Genomic DNA, 17,856 nt, shown 5'->3' with positions numbered 1-17,856 from the left:
GTTTATGCGATCCGGTACACTGGCGCAGGAAGATATTGATGCCATCTACCCGGCATACTTCAAGTTGCACGTGCGTTGGCTGCCTTCGTTCACCCCAGTCACTTACTGATGTAAGCTCTTGGGGATTTGCTCAATTGCCGCCTTCCTGCAACTCGAATTATTTAGGTATAGGACTATAAAGAGGCTCCCATGTACCACGATTTAATCCGCAGTGAATTGAACGAAGCAGCAGATACGTTGGCAAATTTTCTGAAAGATGATGCGAATATCGATGCCATTCAGCGTGCAGCCATCCTATTAGCTGACTCTTTTAAGGCTGGCGGCAAAGTATTGTCATGCGGTAATGGTGGCTCCCATTGTGATGCCATGCATTTTGCCGAAGAGTTGACCGGCCGATATCGCGAAAATCGCCCTGGTTATCCGGCGATTGCGATTTCAGATGTCAGCCATCTCTCTTGCGTTAGCAATGATTTTGGTTATGACTATGTTTTCTCTCGCTATGTTGAAGCCGTAGGCCGCGAAGGGGATGTATTGCTTGGCATTTCCACGTCAGGTAATTCAGGTAATATCATTAAAGCGATTGAGGCTGCTCGAGCCAAAGGCATGAAGGTCATCACCCTGACAGGCAAAGATGGCGGTAAAATGGCGGGCACTGCGGATATTGAAATTCGGGTTCCCCATTTCGGCTATGCCGATCGTATTCAGGAAATTCATATCAAAGCGATTCATATCTTGATTCAGTTGATTGAAAAAGAGATGGTAAAAGCTTGATGTGCCGAGGTGATCAACTGTGATGTTAATGGCGTTGATTACCTCAAATATTCATCAAAGATATCGCAGTCTAGTGAGTCCAAAGCGCAGCTAACACCGCTGCAACACCAAGAGTGAAGGGTATACGCGGGAGGTTGGTTATGTGCGAATTGCTCGGGATGAGCGCAAATGTTCCCACGGATATTTGTTTTAGCTTTACCGGCCTGGTGCAACGAGGCGGGGGGACTGGCCCACATAAAGATGGTTGGGGCATCACTTTCTATGAAGGTAATGGCTGCCGCACGTTTAAAGATCCCAAACCTAGCTTTAATTCACCGATTGCCCGCCTGGTGCAAGATTATCCGATCAAATCCTGCGCAGTGGTTTCGCATATCCGTCAGGCCAATCGCGGTGAAGTGGCGTTAGAAAATACTCACCCATTCACCCGTGAAATGTGGGGGCGAAACTGGACTTACGCCCACAACGGCCAGCTTAAGGGTTATCGTCAGCTAGATACTGGCACTTTTCGGCCCATCGGCCAGACCGATAGCGAATACGCTTTCTGCTGGTTGCTGAATCAATTGGCAAAACGCTATCCTCGCACCCCTAGTAACTGGCCAGCGGTATTCCGCTATATCGCCACTTTATGTGAGCAATTGCGCGCTAAAGGGGTGTTTAATATGCTGCTCTCGGATGGGCGTTTTGTGATGGCGTTCTGTTCGACCAATTTATATTGGATAACCCGCCGTGCACCTTTCGGCAAAGCGACGTTGCTGGATCAAGATGTGGAGATCGATTTTCAGCGGCAGACCACACCTAACGATGTGGTCACGGTGATAGCGACTCAACCACTGACAGTCAATGAAACCTGGCACAAAATTGCACCAGGTGAGTTTTCATTATTCTGCTTTGGTGAGCAAATTTGATTTGGTCAGTGCGTACTGCGATTCCGGTGCGCTGGAGATAGGCGGGCGGCTCAGTACATACTGCCCGTTGATCACAGAAACCGCAGGCGGCATCCGGTTCTTGGCAAAGTAGCTATATCCCGGCTGCAATTGACGCCAAAAACTGTAATCCGAAGAGTTACGATGGCGCTGCATGTTTTGCTCAGTCATGCGGAATGGATAAATACTGATATCGACCTTTTCCTGACCAAAGATAAATGCCGTTTGCACGTAGTTAAATATCTCGTCCATATAGGCATCGGTCATTGCATAACAGCCGATTGATTTGCAAGCGCCATGGATCATCAGATATTTCCCTGAATAGCCCTGTGACTTGTCATAATCATTTGGGAAGCCAATATTGATTGCCCGATAAAATTTACTGTCGGGTTTTAAATGGCGCATATCAATACTGTAAAACCCTTCCGGACTTTTGAAATCACCCTCACGGCGTTTCGGGCCAAGCCCCCCTGAGAATTCACAAATACGATAGCTTTGTACCAGCCGATACTCGCCTTGTAATCGGGCATATAATTCCAGAGTACGTTCTTCTTTGAAGATCTGAATATAGACCGATGACCCGAGTAATTGCTGTTTTAGCTCTTTGGACACTGCCACTGGCTCACTGGCTGAGCTGGTGAAGGATACCGCAGGCAAACAAATTATTACCGCAAACATTATCGTCGCAAACAACGGCGCGATTTTGCTCATTTATTATTCCTACTTATATTATGTAAATTATGCCACTGCATCTTTTGATTTATAGGCGCAGATTATCAGTCGGAGCTTTTTTAGCAATATATGTTTTGTATAAAATAAGTACCAATTCGGTAAAATTGAGTCGATGAAACGATTTTACCGAATGTATTGAGAATTTAACTGGAAATTATTTGTGTTTGCTTGACTCAAGTCACTGCATTTGTCAGACAGTGCAAGTTGTAAATGCTAAAATCGACCACTGCTAATCCGCTCGCCGAATGGCTATTTCATCAGTGACATTCACGTGAGAGGATATAGCGCTTATTTTCAGAGATTCTTTCAGTAAGCATTCATGTTTGTCCAATTGACTCGGCATTAAGCCGCCGTTTAAATGAGTCGTGAAAGTATCTTCCCTTTTTGTGGCTGTACACTCTGGGTTCAAGTACAGCATTTGATATCACTAATAAAGTTGTCCAACCTTATGATTAAAATAAAGAAAGGACTCGATCTCCCCATCGCTGGCGCACCTTTGCAGGTGATAGAAGATGGTCCTGCTATTCGTCATGTCGCGCTGCTTGGTGAGGAGTATGTGGGCATGCGTCCCTCAATGTTGGTGCAAGAAGGCGATTGGGTTAAGAAAGGTCAGGTTCTGTTTGAAGACAAAAAAAATCCGGGCGTGATGTATACCGCACCGGCCAGCGGCAAGGTCAGCGCCATCAACCGGGGTGAGCGTCGTGTGCTGCAATCTGTCGTGATTGAAGTTGAAGGGGATGAGCAAATTCCTTTCGAGCCTTACCCTGAGGCGTCCCTCAATCAATTGAGCTATGAACAAGTACAAAACTCTTTGCTGGCTTCTGGTTTATGGACAGCATTGCGAACTCGCCCTTTCAGCAAAACACCACTGCCTGGTAGTCACCCACGGGCTATCTTCGTCAGCGCGATGGATACCCAGCCGCTAGCGGCCGATCCGCAGGTGATTATCGCCACTGAACCTGACGCTTTTAAGCATGGCTTAACCGTGCTGACGCGCTTAACTGAAGGTAAAGTGCATGTTTGTCATGCGCCGGGGCCGGTGATTACCAGTCATCCGAACGCGCAGGTCACTTATAATGAGTTCTCCGGCCCGCATCCGGCAGGTCTGGTTGGCACCCACATTCACTTCCTTGAACCCGTCAGTGCGCGCAAAACAGTTTGGCATGTGGGTTATCAGGATGTCATTGCTATCGGTAAACTGTTTACCCGTGGTGAGTTGTGCAGTGACCGCATCGTCGCATTAGCTGGCCCGCAAGTGAATCAACCTATTTTACTGCGCACCTGTTTGGGTGCCAGTTTGTCTGAATTGACAGCCGATAGGCTGAAAGAGGATGACAACCGCATTATTTCTGGCTCAGTCCTCAGTGGTACTGCTTTCTCCGCCACCCATGGCTATCTTGGGCGTTTCCATCAGCAAGTGTCGGTTATCCGCGAAGGGCGAGAAAAAGAGCTATTCGGCTGGGTGATGCCAGGTCGCGATAAATACTCTATTACTCGCACGACACTGGGCCATTTCTTCAAACACAAATTGTTTGCCTTCTCCACCAATATGCAGGGCGGAGAGCGCGCCATGGTGCCCATTGGTAACTATGAGCGGGTGATGCCACTGGATATTTTGGCGACCCATCTGCTGCGTGACTTGCTATCTGGTGATACCGATAGCGCGCAGGCGCTAGGTTGCCTGGAACTGGATGAAGAAGATCTGGCCTTATGCACATTTGTCTGCCCCGGGAAGTACGAATACGGTCCGGTACTGCGCGACATACTGACCAAGATTGAGCAGGAAGGATAACCTATGGGCCTGAAAAATTTTCTTGAGAAGATAGAGCACCACTTTGAAGCGGGTGGCAAATTAGAGAAGTACTATCCGCTGTATGAAGCTGCTGCCACCATTTTCTATACTCAGGGCAAAGTCACGCCGGGTGCTTCTCATGTGCGAGATGCCATCGATCTGAAACGGATGATGATTCTGGTCTGGCTGGCGGTCTTCCCGACCATGTTCTGGGGGATGTACAACGTCGGCGCTCAGGCGATCCCGGCGCTGAACCAACTCTACAGTGGCGCGGAGCTGCAACAGATTATTGCCAGTGACTGGCATTACCAACTGGCACAGATGCTGGGGGTCTCCTTTGCTCCTGATGCTGGCTGGATAAGTAAGATGGTGCTGGGTGCCGCCTATTTCCTGCCAATTTATGCGGTGGTATTTTTGGTGGGCGGTTTCTGGGAGGTGGTTTTTTCCATTGTCCGCAAACATGAAATCAACGAAGGCTTCTTCGTTACCTCAATCTTATTCTCTCTGATTGTGCCCCCGACACTGCCACTTTGGCAGGCGGCGCTGGGGATCTCCTTCGGCGTGGTTATCGGCAAAGAGATCTTCGGTGGCACGGGGCGCAACTTCCTCAACCCCGCTTTGGCTGGGCGTGCTTTCCTGTTCTTTGCTTATCCTGCACAGATATCTGGTGACCTGGTGTGGACAGCTGCGGATGGTTTTTCCGGTGCCACCCCATTGTCACAATGGACTGTTAACGGCAGCCACAGCTTGCTCAACACAGTGACCCAGCAACCTATCACTTGGATGGATGCCTTCCTCGGTAATATTCCCGGCTCTATTGGTGAAGTCTCTACGTTGATGATTCTGATTGGCGGGGCCATTATTCTGTTTGCCCGCGTGGCCTCCTGGCAGATTGTGGCTGGTGTGATGCTCGGCATGATTGCGACCGCGTGCTTATTTAACTGGATAGGGTCGACTACCAACCCGCTATTTGCGATGCCATGGTATTGGCATCTGGTCCTTGGCGGTTTTGCTTTCGGCATGGTCTTTATGGCGACTGATCCTGTCTCGGCCTCCTTTACCAATACCGGTAAGTGGTGGTATGGCGGCTTGATTGGCGCCATGTGTGTGTTAATCCGCGTGATCAATCCGGCTTATCCGGAGGGAATGATGCTGGCTATCCTGTTTGCCAACCTGTTTGCGCCACTGTTCGATTATGTGGTTGTTCAGGCCAATATCAAGCGGAGGAGAGCCCGTGGCGAGTGATAAACCAAGGAATAATGACAGTATCGGCAAAACGTTGCTGGTGGTCATCGTGCTGTGTTTGGTCTGTTCCGTGATTGTTGCAGGAGCGGCTGTTGGTTTGAAAGCTAAGCAGCAAGAGCAGCGCCTGTTGGATAAGCAGCGCAATATTCTGGCGGTGACCGGTTTACTGCAACCGAGAATGCCGGCGGAAGAAGTGCAGCGTGAGTTTGCTGAACGCATTGAACCCCGCCTGCTGGATTTACAAAGCGGCGAATTTATCAAACAAGATCCCGCTACATTTGACCGCACTCAGGCGCTGCGAGATAACCAAATGAGTGTTGCACTGACTGCGGCACAAGATATCGCCGGTATCCGTCGTCGAGCTAACGTGGTTGAAATCTATTTGGTGCGCGGTGAAAACGGGCAGATCAATAAGATTGTCCTGCCGGTCTATGGTTCTGGTCTCTGGTCAATGATGTATGCCTTTGTGGCCATTGATAGCGACGGCAAAACAGTTCGCGGTATTACCTATTACGATCATGGTGAGACGCCGGGGCTGGGCGGTGAGATTGAAAACCAAAACTGGCGTAACCAGTGGATTGGCAAGCGGCTATTTGACGATCAGGGGCAGCCCGCTATCCGTATCGTGAAAGGGCGTGCCCCAGCTAACGATCCCCATGCGATAGATGGTTTATCAGGGGCGACGCTGACCTCGAACGGGGTACAACACAGCTTCGATTTTTGGCTTGGTGAAAACGGCTTTGGCCCGTTCCTGAAAAAAGTGCGCGAAGGAGCGTTAAAAAATGGCTGATACCAAAGAGATTAAGCGGGTCTTATTCGGGCCGCTATTTGATAACAATCCCATTGCGTTACAGATCCTTGGGGTTTGTTCAGCGCTGGCGGTGACAACCAAGTTGGAGACTGCCTTAGTGATGACACTGGCGGTGACCTTGGTGACGGCCTTCTCCAGTTTCTTCATCTCATTGATTCGCAATCATATTCCAAACAGTGTGCGTATCATTGTTCAGATGGTAATTATTGCCTCGTTGGTTATTGTGGTGGATCAGATCCTACGCGCCTATGCCTATGAGATATCCAAACAGCTGTCGGTATTTGTCGGCCTGATAATCACCAACTGCATTGTGATGGGGCGTGCTGAGGCTTACGCGATGAAATCCCCACCGATTGAAAGCTTTATGGATGGCATCGGTAACGGTTTGGGTTATGGCGTGGTGTTAGTGCTGGTGGGCTTTGTCCGCGAACTGATTGGCTCCGGTAAACTATTTGGTGTGACGGTGCTTGAAACGGTTCAGAACGGCGGGTGGTATCAGCCAAATGGATTGTTCCTACTAGCACCTAGCGCATTCTTTATCATTGGTTTGCTGATTTGGGGTCTGCGAACCCTGAAACCTGCGCAGATTGAGAAGGAGTAATTGACGATGGAACATTACATCAGTCTGTTTGTCCGCGCAGTGTTTGTGGAAAATATGGCTTTAGCGTTCTTCTTGGGGATGTGTACTTTCCTGGCCGTTTCCAAGAAAGTATCCACTGCTTTTGGCCTTGGTATTGCGGTCACGGTTGTTTTGGGTATCTCAGTACCAGCGAACAATCTGGTTTACAACCTGGTGTTGCGGGATGGCGCATTGGTAGAGGGTGTTGACCTCAGCTTTCTGAATTTCATCACTTTTATTGGTGTTATCGCCGCCATTGTGCAGGTGCTGGAGATGATCCTCGATCGTTATTTCCCAGCTTTGTACAACGCGCTGGGGATTTTCTTGCCCCTAATTACCGTCAACTGCGCCATCTTCGGCGGCGTCTCCTTTATGGCACAACGTGATTACAACTTCCCTGAATCGATTGTTTATGGTTTTGGTTCCGGTCTCGGTTGGATGTTGGCGATTGTGGCGTTAGCGGGTATTCGAGAAAAAATGAAATATGCCAATGTGCCTGCGGGTTTACAGGGGTTAGGGATCACCTTTATCACGACCGGATTGATGGCATTGGGGTTTATGTCTTTCGCCGGTGTGAGCCTATAAAAGCAGGAATAATTCATGGAAATAATTCTGGGCGTAGTGATGTTTACCCTCATCGTGTTGGCGTTGACGGTGATGATTTTATTTGCCAAATCAAAATTGGTAAATACCGGCGATATTACCGTCGATATCAATGATGATGCGGAAAAAAGTTTTGTTGGTCCGGCGGGGGATAAGCTGCTCAATATGCTGTCCAGCCACGGTATTTTCGTCTCTTCAGCTTGCGGCGGCGGTGGTTCTTGTGGGCAGTGCCGTGTAAAGATTAAAGAGGGCGGCGGGGATATTCTGCCAACAGAGCTTTCTCATATCTCAAAGCGAGAAGCCAAAGAGGGGTGTCGGTTGGCATGTCAGGTTAGCGTGAAGCAAAATCTGAAAATTGAATTGCCGGAAGAGATCTTTGGTGTAAAAAAATGGGAGTGCGAAGTTATCTCTAATGATAATAAGGCTACTTTTATCAAAGAGTTAAAGCTGAAAATACCTGATGGTGAGGTAGTCCCGTTCCGCGCGGGTGGTTTTATTCAGATAGAGGCTGAGCCGCATACCGTCAAATACGCTGATTTTGATGTGCCAGAGGAGTATCGCGGCGACTGGGATAAATTCAATTTGTTCCGATATGAGTCAGTTGCCACCGAGCAGACTGTACGCGCTTACTCCATGGCAAACTATCCGGAAGAGCGCGGTATTATCATGCTTAACGTGCGTATTGCGGCGCCACCCCCTTCACAACCTGATGCGCCTCCGGGGATTATGTCTTCGTATATCTGGTCACTGAAACCGGGTGATAAAGTGGTTATTTCCGGGCCATTTGGCGAGTTTTTCGCTAAAGATACTGATGCAGAGATGGTCTTTATTGGCGGTGGTGCGGGTATGGCACCGATGCGCTCGCATATCTTTGATCAGCTCAAGCGACTGCATTCGAAGCGTAAAATCAGTTTTTGGTATGGTGCCCGTTCACGGCGTGAAATGTTCTATGAAGAAGATTTTGACCAGTTACAGGCCGAGAATGATAATTTCCGTTGGCATGTAGCGCTCTCGGACCCACAACCAGAGGATAACTGGACGGGATATACCGGGTTCATTCATAACGTTTTATTGGAAAATTATCTTAAAAACCATCCAGCACCAGAAGATTGCGAATTCTATATGTGTGGTCCGCCAATGATGAATTCAGCAGTCATCAAGATGCTGAAAGATCTCGGCGTGGAAGACGATAATATTATGCTTGATGATTTCGGTGGCTAATTTTTACCATCCGGCTTCAAGTACAAAGGGAATACAGCTATTGGGGATATCGTGCAAAAACAGTTAATACATTGGCTAATGGTGGTGGTGGGGGTTTTTCTGCTGACGGGATGTGGTCCTGAGCAAATCAATCTCGAAGGTAAAACGATGGGAACCTCATACTCAATTAAGTATGTGAGTGACTCATCTACACCCAGTCCAGAGAAGTTAAAGCAGGAGATTGACCGCGAGCTGGAAGCCGTTAATGACCAGATGTCGACTTATCGACCTGACTCTGAATTGAGCCGTTTCAACAAAAGTCGCGAGGTGAATACACCTTTCCCAGTTTCAGATGCGACGGCGAAAGTTGTACGGGAAGCTATCCGAATTAACCGCCTGACTGATGGCGCGTTGGATGTGACTGTCGGGCCATTGGTGAACTTATGGGGTTTCGGCCCAGAAGGGCGGCCTGATGTGGTGCCTACCGAGGCTGAAATTGCCAAACGACGGGCATGGGTCGGCATTGATAAACTGGCTGTAGAAAATGGTGCTTTAGTAAAACGAATCCCCGAGTTGTATGTCGATCTCTCCTCTATTGCTAAAGGCTATGGGGTCGATGTGGTTGCTGAATATCTGGAAGCTAATAATATCACCAATTATATGGTTGATATCGGTGGCGAAGTGCGGACCCGTGGCAATAATGGAGAGAGCAAACCATGGCGTATTGCTATTGAAAAGCCAGTGTCTGGCCTGGCACAAAGTGCTCAAGAGATTATTGAGCCAGGCCGTATGGCAATCGCCACTTCCGGGGATTATCGTAATTATTTCGAGCAGAATGGTGTACGTTATTCTCACACCATTGATCCCGACACCGGTCGACCAATCAATCATCGATTAGTGTCGATCACCGTTTTAGACCCGAGCTGTATGACCGCTGATGGACTATCTACTGGGTTAGATGTCCTTGGACCAGAGCGGGGAATGGCATTAGCTAATTTGCTCGGTATTCCGGTACTTATGATAGTCAAAACCGATGAGGGCTTTGAGGAGCGCTATTCCGATGCATTCCAGCCTTATCGACAAAAACGGCCTTAATCGGAGGGGATATGTTGACTGTTTTTATCGCGTCCTTTGTCTTTTTCCTATTGGTTATCGCTGGGATGTCACTAGGCTATATCGTAAAACGTAAAACCTTACAGGGCAGTTGTGGCGGCATTGGGGCGTTGGGGATGGAAAAAGTATGTGATTGCCCTGAACCTTGTGATGCGCGTAAGAAACGTTTGGCGAAAGAGGCTGCTCGCCAGAAGGCGCTGGATCAATATCGTATTCTATAGCCAGTGCTCAGATAGATAAAAATAGAGCCGATACGATAAATAAGTAGAGAAGGCAAAGCCCCAGTCAGCTATCTGTTGGCTGGGGCTTTATCATTTAGATTAAGCTAAAGAGATATTTAATTACTTGTCGTCACTCACAATTTTTTTAAACATGGCTGGTGAATCAACCATGACACCATCCGCGCCTAACTCTTTTGCTTTCTTATAATCTTCTGGGGTATTAATGCCGAAGAATATAATATGTGCATTAGTGTTTTTACGGAAACAATCAACCGCTTCTTTATCCCAGCTTAATACGGCGTTCGAACGCCCTTCTCCTAGGGTATATTTCTCCACGACTTCAACATTTCGGTGTAATTCCAATCCATACCACCGCTCTTTATTATCTATGGGTAAATTGCATTTATGATCCATGGTGATATTGGCTAGCTGAGTCCGCGTAAAGTCGCGACTTTCGAAACGTTTTATCTGATGTGATTGATCATTTGTCTTATTCACTGTGTCCAGCGCAGTTAAATAAGTATCATCGGTGGAGTAGACTCGGGTGCGGGATAGGCGGTTTTCCTCACCTTTAGTTGTCGCCTCAAGTGTTTTTTGCAATGCTTTGGCGAAGGTTGCCGGATTTGCATCTGGAGACTTGATATCAAGGTAAAATGTCGTGGTAGGAAATAGTTTTAATACCTCATCAAGTGTGGGAATGCCAATGTGAACGTTTGGTTTAGGCGTAATATTATGTTTTTTATCATAAGTAACATTGGCGTCAACTTGTGCAAGTTGTTGGGCGGTGTAAGCAGATACTTTTCCCGATTTGTTGGTTAATTCCTTAAGGTCAGAGGGGCGATACAATACGGGAATATTATCTTTTGATAGTTGCAAGGTGATCCAAATTGCATTGGCACCATTATCTAACGCTTTTTTGATTGCTGGCAGTGTATTTTCCGGCGCATCCGCCGTTCCCCCACGGTGAGCAATAATTTGTGGTGTCAGGGGTAATGCCGATGATGTAACGGATTGAGCATTTACTGCAAAACCAGAAGATAATAGTAAAGTAGCCATTATATAATTTCGCATGATATTTAGTTTCCATCCATTAGTTAATAATGAATCTTTCTGAGGTGAATGTTAATCATATAACTAACATTTTTCGACCTTGTCGAATTTAATGGTTTTTTTATAAAAATAAATAACAAAACACTTAAAAACCTCAATAACAGAATTCAATTCTGTTATATGAGAAATTGGTTGGCACTTTGATTAGGACAATTACTATCGCTTTTCAACTGAAGGATCGGGGAGGTGCTGCGGGTTAGGATAATCTTGAGTTTTCCCCATTTAACTGTATTCTTATACAGTGGTCTGCTTGGGGGGATAACATGAGGAAAATTATTCATGTGGATATGGATTGCTTCTTCGCGGCAGTAGAAATGCGCGACGATCCTAGTCTGCGCGATATTCCCATCGCGATTGGTGGCAGTCGGGATCGGCGTGGTGTTATCAGCACTGCCAATTACCCGGCAAGGCGTTATGGCGTCCGCAGTGCTATGCCAACGGCAATGGCACTGAAACTGTGCCCGCAGCTTAAAGTTATTCCTGGCCGAATGGCGGCATATAAAGAGGCCTCACTGCATATCCGTGAGATTTTCGCCCGCTATACCTCACTGATTGAACCGCTATCCTTGGATGAAGCCTATCTGGATGTGTCGGATTGCCTTGCGTGCAGTGGCTCCGCCACCTTAATTGCACAAGAAATTCGCCAGTCGATTGCTGATGAACTGAATCTGACCGCCTCGGCTGGCATTGCCCCCATAAAGTTTCTGGCTAAGATCGCATCTGACTTAAATAAGCCCAATGGGCAATATGTGATAACACCCGATCAGGTCTTGCCCTTCTTGCATGATTTGCCGCTGAGCAAAATTCCTGGCGTCGGGAAAGTGACCGCTAAACGTTTACAAGAAGTGGGGTTGGTCACCTGTGGTGAGGTACAAAACTATCCGCAAGCTGAATTATTAAAGCGTTTTGGTAAGTTTGGTCATGTGCTGTGGGAGCGCAGCCACGGTATTGATGAGCGACATGTATCACCGGATCGCTTACGTAAATCAGTGGGTGTCGAAAGAACGTTGGCAGAAGATATTCATGATTGGGATAGCTGTGAGTCATTGATTGAGCAGCTATATATTGAGTTGGAAACTCGCTTACGCAAGGTGAGGCCAGATCTGCATATTGCCCGACAAGGGGTTAAGCTAAAATTTCATGATTTTCAGCAAACGACGCAGGAACATGTCTGGCCGCAACTGAATAAAGCTGATTTGCTACAAGTGGCGCGAACCGCCTGGAACGAGCGGCGTGGGGGGCGGGGAGTGCGCTTGGTGGGGTTGCATGTCACTCTGCTTGACCCACAACTTGAGCGGCAGCTACTGCTTAGCTGGGAATAGTACGACATAAAAAACGGCAGACCCGTCAGGCCCGCCGTTATCTTATCAATAGGTTAGCTAAACCTATTTACGCACGTTCTGGAATCGCTTTTAGCAGCGCAGTCAGCAGTTGCCAATATTGACCCACACTCTCAATGTGAACTTGTTCATCCGGCGAATGAGGGCCGGTCATGGTTGGTCCAATCGACACCATATCCATATTTGGGTAAGGTTTTTTGAACAAACCACACTCAAGACCGGCATGGATCACCATGATATTGGGCGTTTTGTTGAATAACTTCTGGTAGGTTTCCCGCACTAACGCCATTACCGGTGAGCTAGGGTCTGGCTGCCAGCCAGGGTAGCCGCCTTTTGGCGAGGTTTTAGCCCCTGCCAACTGACCAATTGCCGTCAGCATACTCACCACGTAATCTTTGCCGCTGTCGATCAGAGAACGAATCAGGCAAATGATCTCTGCTTCATTCTCATTCATGGTCACCACACCCACATTTAGTGAGGTTTCTACCACGCCTTTAACCGCATCGCTCATACGAATCACCCCATTTGGGGTCGCATTTAACAATGCTACCAAACGCTGTTGGGTATCTTTCGTCAGGGCTTGCGCATCGGTAGTGACAGGTTCTAGCAGCACAGTTAGATTTTTTTCCACTGCGGCCAATTCGTTTTTCAACGTCGCCAGATAGTCTTGACTCAAACTTTTCAGTTGATCGATTTTATCTGCGGCGATAGCTAGCGTCACAGAGCCTTCACGTGGAATTGCGTTACGCAATGTACCGCCATTCAGATCCAATACTCGCAGATCTAAATCTTTTGCCTGTTCAAACAGGAAGCGGGCCAGCAGCTTATTGGCATTGCCTAAACCTAAATGGATATCCGCCCCAGAGTGACCCCCTTTCAGGCCCTTTAAGGTCAGTTTTAAGGTTTGGTAACCGGCGGGGATAGCTTCACGCTTCAGCGCCAAGGTAGTGATGAAATCAATACCACCAGCGCAACCCATATAGATTTCACCCTCCTGCTCGGAGTCGGTGTTAATCAGAATATCTGCTTTCAACCAGTTAGGTTGCAGGCCAAATGCGCCGTCCATCCCGGCTTCTTCGGTCATGGTCAGTAGCACTTCCAGTGGGCCATGCTCGACACTGTCGTCAGACAACACCGCCAGCGCGGAGGCCATACCAATGCCATTATCTGCCCCTAATGTGGTGCCACGGGCTTTAACCCATTCACCATCGATATAAGGCTGGATTGGGTCTTTGGTGAAGTCATGTACCGTATCATTATTCTTCTGCGGAACCATATCCAAATGGGCTTGCAGTGCCACGGGCTTACGGTTCTCCATCCCTTTGGTAGCAGGCTTACGCAGCAGGATATTACCGACTTGATCACGTTCGGCGTGCAGACCTTTTTCTTTGGCCCACGTCATAATGTGCTGTGCTAGCGCTTCTTCATGGTAAGACGGGTGTGGGATCGAGCAGATTTTTGCAAAAATATCCCACAACGGCTGAGGCGAAAGTTGAGACAGTTCAGACACTGTAAGTCTCCTGTAATAGCATTCTCATATCGGCAGCCTCGCAATGGAGATGCCAGAGATGCTATTGGGTTGATGACTAAAGATTTTAGGGGTAGTGACAAACCGCCATCAAGATGGCGAGATAGATTGAGAATATCACTTTCATTGGCATTGCGCGCGTATCGCTGCACAATTACCGTATCCGATCCGATTAATTAGCCAGATAATTGCTGGTTTTTATCCGGCTGGCTCACTATAATCTCGCGCAACCTTTTTTCCCCTTCTGATACATGGCAAGCCACTTCTTATACTGGCTGGGATTACATTTTATGAGCGAAAAATACGTCGTTACCTGGGATATGTTGCAAATTCACGCCCGCAAACTGGCACAACGTTTACTGCCAGCCGAGCAATGGAAAGGTATCATCGCGGTGAGCCGTGGTGGGTTAGTACCGGCTGGTATTCTGGCGCGTGAGCTGGGTATTCGTTATGTAGACACCGTGTGCATTTCTAGCTATGACCATGATAATCAACGTGATCTTAAAGTCTTAAAACGCGCTGAAGGCGATGGTGAAGGCTTTATCGTGATTGATGATTTGGTTGATACCGGTGGCACCGCGAAAGCCATTCGCGATATGTATCCTAAAGCACACTTTGTCACTATCTTCGCCAAACCCGCGGGTCGCCCATTAGTCGATGACTATGTGGTTGATATCCCGCAGGATACATGGATTGAACAGCCGTGGGATATGGCGGTGACCTTTGTTGCCCCCTTAAGCGGCAAGTAATTTAGCCAACTTTAAACGCTCGGTATTGACCGGGCGTTCCATTTTCCTCGCAGTATGAGTACACTTGACTCCATCTGAGCAGCCCTTACCGGGCCTGAATCACGGCTTATGGAGGCTATTGTTACCATGGCACAAGCCAACCTTTCTGAAATTCTGTTCAAACCCAAATTTAAGCACCCTGAAACCTCGACCTTAGTTCGGCATGCCCATTGCAATCAGGCCATGAATGTTCATTCAGCATTGGATGGCGACACTGCCAGCCATTGGTATCGAATGATAAACCGCCTGATGTGGACCTGGCGTGGTGTCGATCCCCTTGAGATAGAAGAGGTTTTATCGCGCATTGCCTGCTCAAAAGCGGAACATAGCGATAACGAACTGCTGGATACTGTGGTGGGTTATCGTAACGGCAACTGGATTTATGAGTGGGCCCATCAAGCGATGCAGTGGCAGCAAAAAGCGATGGAAGAAGCTGACCCGATGAATGCAGGTCAATATTGGTTAAATGCGGCCAATCTCTACAGCATCGCCAGTTACCCGCACCTGAAAGGTGATGAGCTGGCCGAGCAGGTCGAAGTGCTGTCTAACCGCGCATATGAAGCCGCCGCTGAACATCTGCCCTACACGCTGAAAAAACTTGATTTCGCTATTTCCGATGGTGGCACCCTTTCCGGCTTCCTGCATATGCCAACCGTCGGCAGTGCGCCATTTCCGACGGTGCTGATATGTGGCGGGCTGGATACCTTGCAAAGTGATTATCACCGCCTGTTCCGCGACTATCTGGCACCCAAAGGGATAGCTATGTTGACCATCGACATGCCATCCGTGGGGGCATCATCACGCTGGAAATTAACCCAGGACACCAGTTATCTGCATCAACAAGTGCTACATGCATTGCCGAATATTCCTTGGGTGGATCATCAGCGAGTCACTGTTTTCGGCTTACGGTTCGGTGCCAATGTGGCGGTGCGCTTAGGTTATCTGGAACCTCAGCGGGTTCGCGCGGTGGCATGTCTTGGGCCGATTGTTCATCATCTGTTGTGCAACAGTGATAGCCAGCGCAAAGTGCCGGACATGTATATGGATGTGATGGCCAGTCGCTTGGGCATGGCAGATGCTTCTGATGAAACACTGAAAACAGAAATGAACCGCTATTCTTTGAAAACGCAGGGGTTATTAGGGCGGCGCTGCCAAACGCCAATGCTGGCCGGTTTCTGGGAAAATGATCCCTTCAGCCCGAAAGAGGAGTCGAAACTTATTTGCTCTTCGTCCTCGGACGGCAAATTATTGGCTATATCATCAACGCCACTGTATGACAATTTCCATCGCGCATTATTGCAAACCAGCCAATGGTTAGAAGATAAAATGCGTTAATGAGTTGCTAATTTTTAACAGTTTGCTAAAAAGGTGCGTCTACATAAGGAGATTTAAGAATGACGTCAACCAGTGCTCATCCTAAAAGTAAGCTTATGAAACGTTTTGCCGCTTTGGGACCATACCTACGTGAAGGGCAGTGCCAGAATGACCGTTTTTTCTTTGACTGTTTAGCTGTTTGCGTCAATGTGAAGCTTGCTCCAGAGAAGCGTGAGTTCTGGGGGTGGTGGATAGAGCTGGAGCCTGCGGCGGACCATTTTACCTATGTTTACCAGCTTGGCCTGTTTAATAAAGAGGGCAACTGGAAAGCAGAAAACATTAAAGATCCTGAAGTACAGGAGAAGCTGGAGACCACATTACGCGGTTTTCACAAGCGCCTGGCCGAAATGCTGACCTCTATTGAAATGAGATTGGTGCCAGCGCAAGATTTTAGCGAACAGCCCGTTAAGCTGTCCGCGTAAGAAATGCGTTGTTAATCCCTAAATAAGAAGAGCACTCCCCCTTTTGCACAATAAAAGGGGGAATATATTGTCATGCCTGTTGGCATAATGCTTCGCGCCTGCTACAACATTTGATCTATCATCACTTTTTTTAATTATCCCAACGGCAGAAAAATTATGAGTGGCAGCCAGACATTGGTTGTGAAATTGGGGACAAGTGTGCTGACTGGCGGTTCCCGTCGTCTTAACCGTGCCCATATTGTTGAATTGGTGCGCCAGTGCGCCCAGCAACACGCCAAAGGTCATCGTATTGTTATTGTCACCTCCGGGGCTATTGCCGCTGGGCGTGAACACCTGGGTTACCCAGAATTACCCGCCACAATTGCCTCAAAGCAACTGTTGGCCGCAGTCGGGCAAAGCCGGCTGATTCAGCTCTGGGAACAGCTATTTTCTATCTATGGCATCCATGTGGGTCAGATGCTGCTGACCCGTGCTGATTTAGAAGATCGTGAGCGTTTTTTAAATGCGCGCGACACCATGAATGCCCTGCTGGATAACCGCATCGTTCCGGTCATCAATGAGAATGACGCCGTTGCTACCGCTGAAATTAAAGTGGGCGACAACGATAATCTCTCCGCATTGGCGGCCATTCTGGCCGGTGCGGATAAGTTGCTGTTATTGACCGACCAGGCGGGCTTATACACCGCCGATCCGCGGAATAACCCAGCAGCAGAACTGATCCGCGAAGTACATGGTATTGATGATGCCTTGCGTGAAATTGCCGGTGATAGCGTCTCTGGTCTCGGCACTGGTGGTATGGCGACAAAACTGCAAGCTGCCGATGTTGCGTGTCGCGCGGGTATTGATGTGGTCATTGCCGCGGGGAGCCAGGTGGGTGTGATTGCCGATGTGATTGACGGCACCCCCGTCGGCACCCGCTTCCACGCACTGGAAACACCGCTGGAAAACCGCAAACGCTGGATTTTTGGTGCACCACCCGCCGGTGAGATCACCGTCGACGATGGGGCGGTCTCTGCCATTATGGAGCGGGGAAGCTCGCTGTTGCCAAAAGGTATTCGCAGCGTTAAAGGGAACTTCTCCCGTGGTGAAGTGATCCGCATCCGCAATCTCAGCGGGCGAGATTTGGCCCACGGCGTATCACGTTATAACAGTGACGCCTTGCGCCTGTTAGCGGGGCACCACTCGCAACAAATTAGTGAAATCCTCGGATATGAATATGGCCCGGTGGCTGTTCACCGTGACGATATGATTGTCAGTTAAGGAG

General features: G+C 48.4%; 18 protein-coding genes. 15 read left to right on the top strand and 3 right to left on the bottom strand.

Annotation, left to right across the window (positions count from 1 at the left end; genetic code table 11):
- The first annotated feature begins 189 nt into the window (after nt 1–189).
- Nucleotides 190–771 carry a D-sedoheptulose 7-phosphate isomerase gene (gene lpcA, locus AACW11_RS11480; protein ID WP_212584375.1) on the top strand — a complete coding sequence of 194 codons (582 nt, stop codon included), beginning with the start codon at nt 190–192 and terminating at the stop codon, nt 769–771.
- A 140-nt stretch (nt 772–911) separates the two neighbouring features.
- Entirely contained in the window at nt 912–1,676 is a 765-nt protein-coding gene (locus AACW11_RS11475; protein WP_212584374.1) for a class II glutamine amidotransferase, read from the top strand.
- Here AACW11_RS11475 and dpaA read toward each other — a convergent pair.
- Nucleotides 1,650–2,405, bottom strand: coding sequence for a peptidoglycan meso-diaminopimelic acid protein amidase (gene dpaA / locus AACW11_RS11470; protein WP_212584373.1), 756 nt, complete (start codon nt 2,403–2,405; stop codon nt 1,650–1,652). The two genes, AACW11_RS11475 and dpaA, sit on opposite strands and share 27 nt — an antisense overlap.
- Before the next feature lie 469 nt (nt 2,406–2,874).
- Here dpaA and AACW11_RS11465 point away from each other — a divergent pair, with 469 nt between their 5' ends.
- The 8 genes from AACW11_RS11465 (at nt 2,875) to nqrM (ending at nt 10,030) form a co-directional block, all read left to right on the top strand.
- The gene (locus tag AACW11_RS11465) at nt 2,875–4,218 is read left to right on the top strand and encodes a Na(+)-translocating NADH-quinone reductase subunit A (protein WP_212584372.1); all 1,344 of its coding nucleotides are present in this window, start codon (nt 2,875–2,877) and stop codon (nt 4,216–4,218) included.
- Nucleotides 4,219–4,221: 3 nt separating this feature from the next.
- Nucleotides 4,222–5,463, top strand: coding sequence for an NADH:ubiquinone reductase (Na(+)-transporting) subunit B (locus AACW11_RS11460; protein WP_212584371.1), 1,242 nt, complete (start codon nt 4,222–4,224; stop codon nt 5,461–5,463).
- The gene (locus tag AACW11_RS11455) at nt 5,453–6,253 is read left to right on the top strand and encodes a Na(+)-translocating NADH-quinone reductase subunit C (RefSeq protein WP_212584370.1); all 801 of its coding nucleotides are present in this window, start codon (nt 5,453–5,455) and stop codon (nt 6,251–6,253) included. Before AACW11_RS11460 ends, AACW11_RS11455 begins: the two co-directional genes overlap by 11 nt.
- A complete protein-coding gene (locus AACW11_RS11450) occupies nt 6,246–6,875 on the top strand; it encodes an NADH:ubiquinone reductase (Na(+)-transporting) subunit D (protein WP_032898036.1) in 630 nt (209 codons plus the stop codon). Before AACW11_RS11455 ends, AACW11_RS11450 begins: the two co-directional genes overlap by 8 nt.
- A 6-nt stretch (nt 6,876–6,881) precedes the next feature.
- Nucleotides 6,882–7,478 carry an NADH:ubiquinone reductase (Na(+)-transporting) subunit E gene (nqrE, locus tag AACW11_RS11445; RefSeq protein ID WP_005274947.1) on the top strand — a complete coding sequence of 199 codons (597 nt, stop codon included), beginning with the start codon at nt 6,882–6,884 and terminating at the stop codon, nt 7,476–7,478.
- Between the two features lie 15 nt (nt 7,479–7,493).
- Nucleotides 7,494–8,717: an NADH:ubiquinone reductase (Na(+)-transporting) subunit F gene (nqrF, locus tag AACW11_RS11440; protein WP_212584369.1), complete on the top strand. Its 1,224-nt coding sequence runs from the start codon at nt 7,494–7,496 to the stop codon at nt 8,715–8,717.
- Nucleotides 8,718–8,795: 78 nt separating this feature from the next.
- Nucleotides 8,796–9,791 (top strand): FAD:protein FMN transferase, encoded by a 996-nt coding sequence (locus tag AACW11_RS11435; protein WP_249192727.1) that lies wholly within the window; start codon nt 8,796–8,798, stop codon nt 9,789–9,791.
- Between the two features lie 11 nt (nt 9,792–9,802).
- Nucleotides 9,803–10,030: a (Na+)-NQR maturation NqrM gene (gene nqrM / locus AACW11_RS11430; RefSeq protein WP_005274941.1), complete on the top strand. Its 228-nt coding sequence runs from the start codon at nt 9,803–9,805 to the stop codon at nt 10,028–10,030.
- 120 nt (nt 10,031–10,150) lie between these two features.
- On the opposite strand, the gene AACW11_RS11425 is transcribed toward nqrM, so the two are convergent.
- Nucleotides 10,151–11,101 carry a glycerophosphodiester phosphodiesterase family protein gene (locus AACW11_RS11425; RefSeq protein WP_212584367.1) on the bottom strand — a complete coding sequence of 317 codons (951 nt, stop codon included), beginning with the start codon at nt 11,099–11,101 and terminating at the stop codon, nt 10,151–10,153.
- A gap of 302 nt (nt 11,102–11,403) precedes the next feature.
- Between AACW11_RS11425 and dinB the strand changes: the two genes are divergently transcribed.
- Nucleotides 11,404–12,462, top strand: a complete 1,059-nt coding sequence (gene dinB, locus AACW11_RS11420) for a DNA polymerase IV (protein WP_212584366.1) — start codon at nt 11,404–11,406, stop codon at nt 12,460–12,462.
- Nucleotides 12,463–12,529: 67 nt separating this feature from the next.
- Here the strand turns inward: dinB and pepD are convergent, their stop codons facing one another.
- On the bottom strand, nt 12,530–13,990 hold the full coding sequence (pepD, locus tag AACW11_RS11415; RefSeq protein ID WP_212584365.1) for a beta-Ala-His dipeptidase: 1,461 nt from the start codon (nt 13,988–13,990) through the stop codon (nt 12,530–12,532).
- Nucleotides 13,991–14,298: 308 nt separating this feature from the next.
- Between pepD and gpt the strand changes: the two genes are divergently transcribed.
- From gpt to proB, 4 genes are all read left to right on the top strand, one after another.
- Nucleotides 14,299–14,757 (top strand): xanthine phosphoribosyltransferase, encoded by a 459-nt coding sequence (gene gpt, locus AACW11_RS11410; RefSeq protein WP_004873509.1) that lies wholly within the window; start codon nt 14,299–14,301, stop codon nt 14,755–14,757.
- A 126-nt stretch (nt 14,758–14,883) separates the two neighbouring features.
- Nucleotides 14,884–16,131, top strand: coding sequence for an esterase FrsA (gene frsA, locus AACW11_RS11405; protein WP_212584364.1), 1,248 nt, complete (start codon nt 14,884–14,886; stop codon nt 16,129–16,131).
- 59 nt (nt 16,132–16,190) lie between these two features.
- Nucleotides 16,191–16,592 carry a sigma factor-binding protein Crl gene (gene crl, locus AACW11_RS11400; protein WP_212584363.1) on the top strand — a complete coding sequence of 134 codons (402 nt, stop codon included), beginning with the start codon at nt 16,191–16,193 and terminating at the stop codon, nt 16,590–16,592.
- Between the two features lie 156 nt (nt 16,593–16,748).
- Nucleotides 16,749–17,852 carry a glutamate 5-kinase gene (proB, locus tag AACW11_RS11395; protein ID WP_212584362.1) on the top strand — a complete coding sequence of 368 codons (1,104 nt, stop codon included), beginning with the start codon at nt 16,749–16,751 and terminating at the stop codon, nt 17,850–17,852.
- Nucleotides 17,853–17,856 lie beyond the last annotated feature (4 nt).

The organism is Yersinia sp. Marseille-Q3913, from assembly GCF_963892745.1.
Classification (GTDB): Bacteria; Pseudomonadota; Gammaproteobacteria; order Enterobacterales; family Enterobacteriaceae; genus Yersinia; species Yersinia bercovieri.
This window is presented reverse-complemented; position numbering and strand designations above follow the sequence as displayed.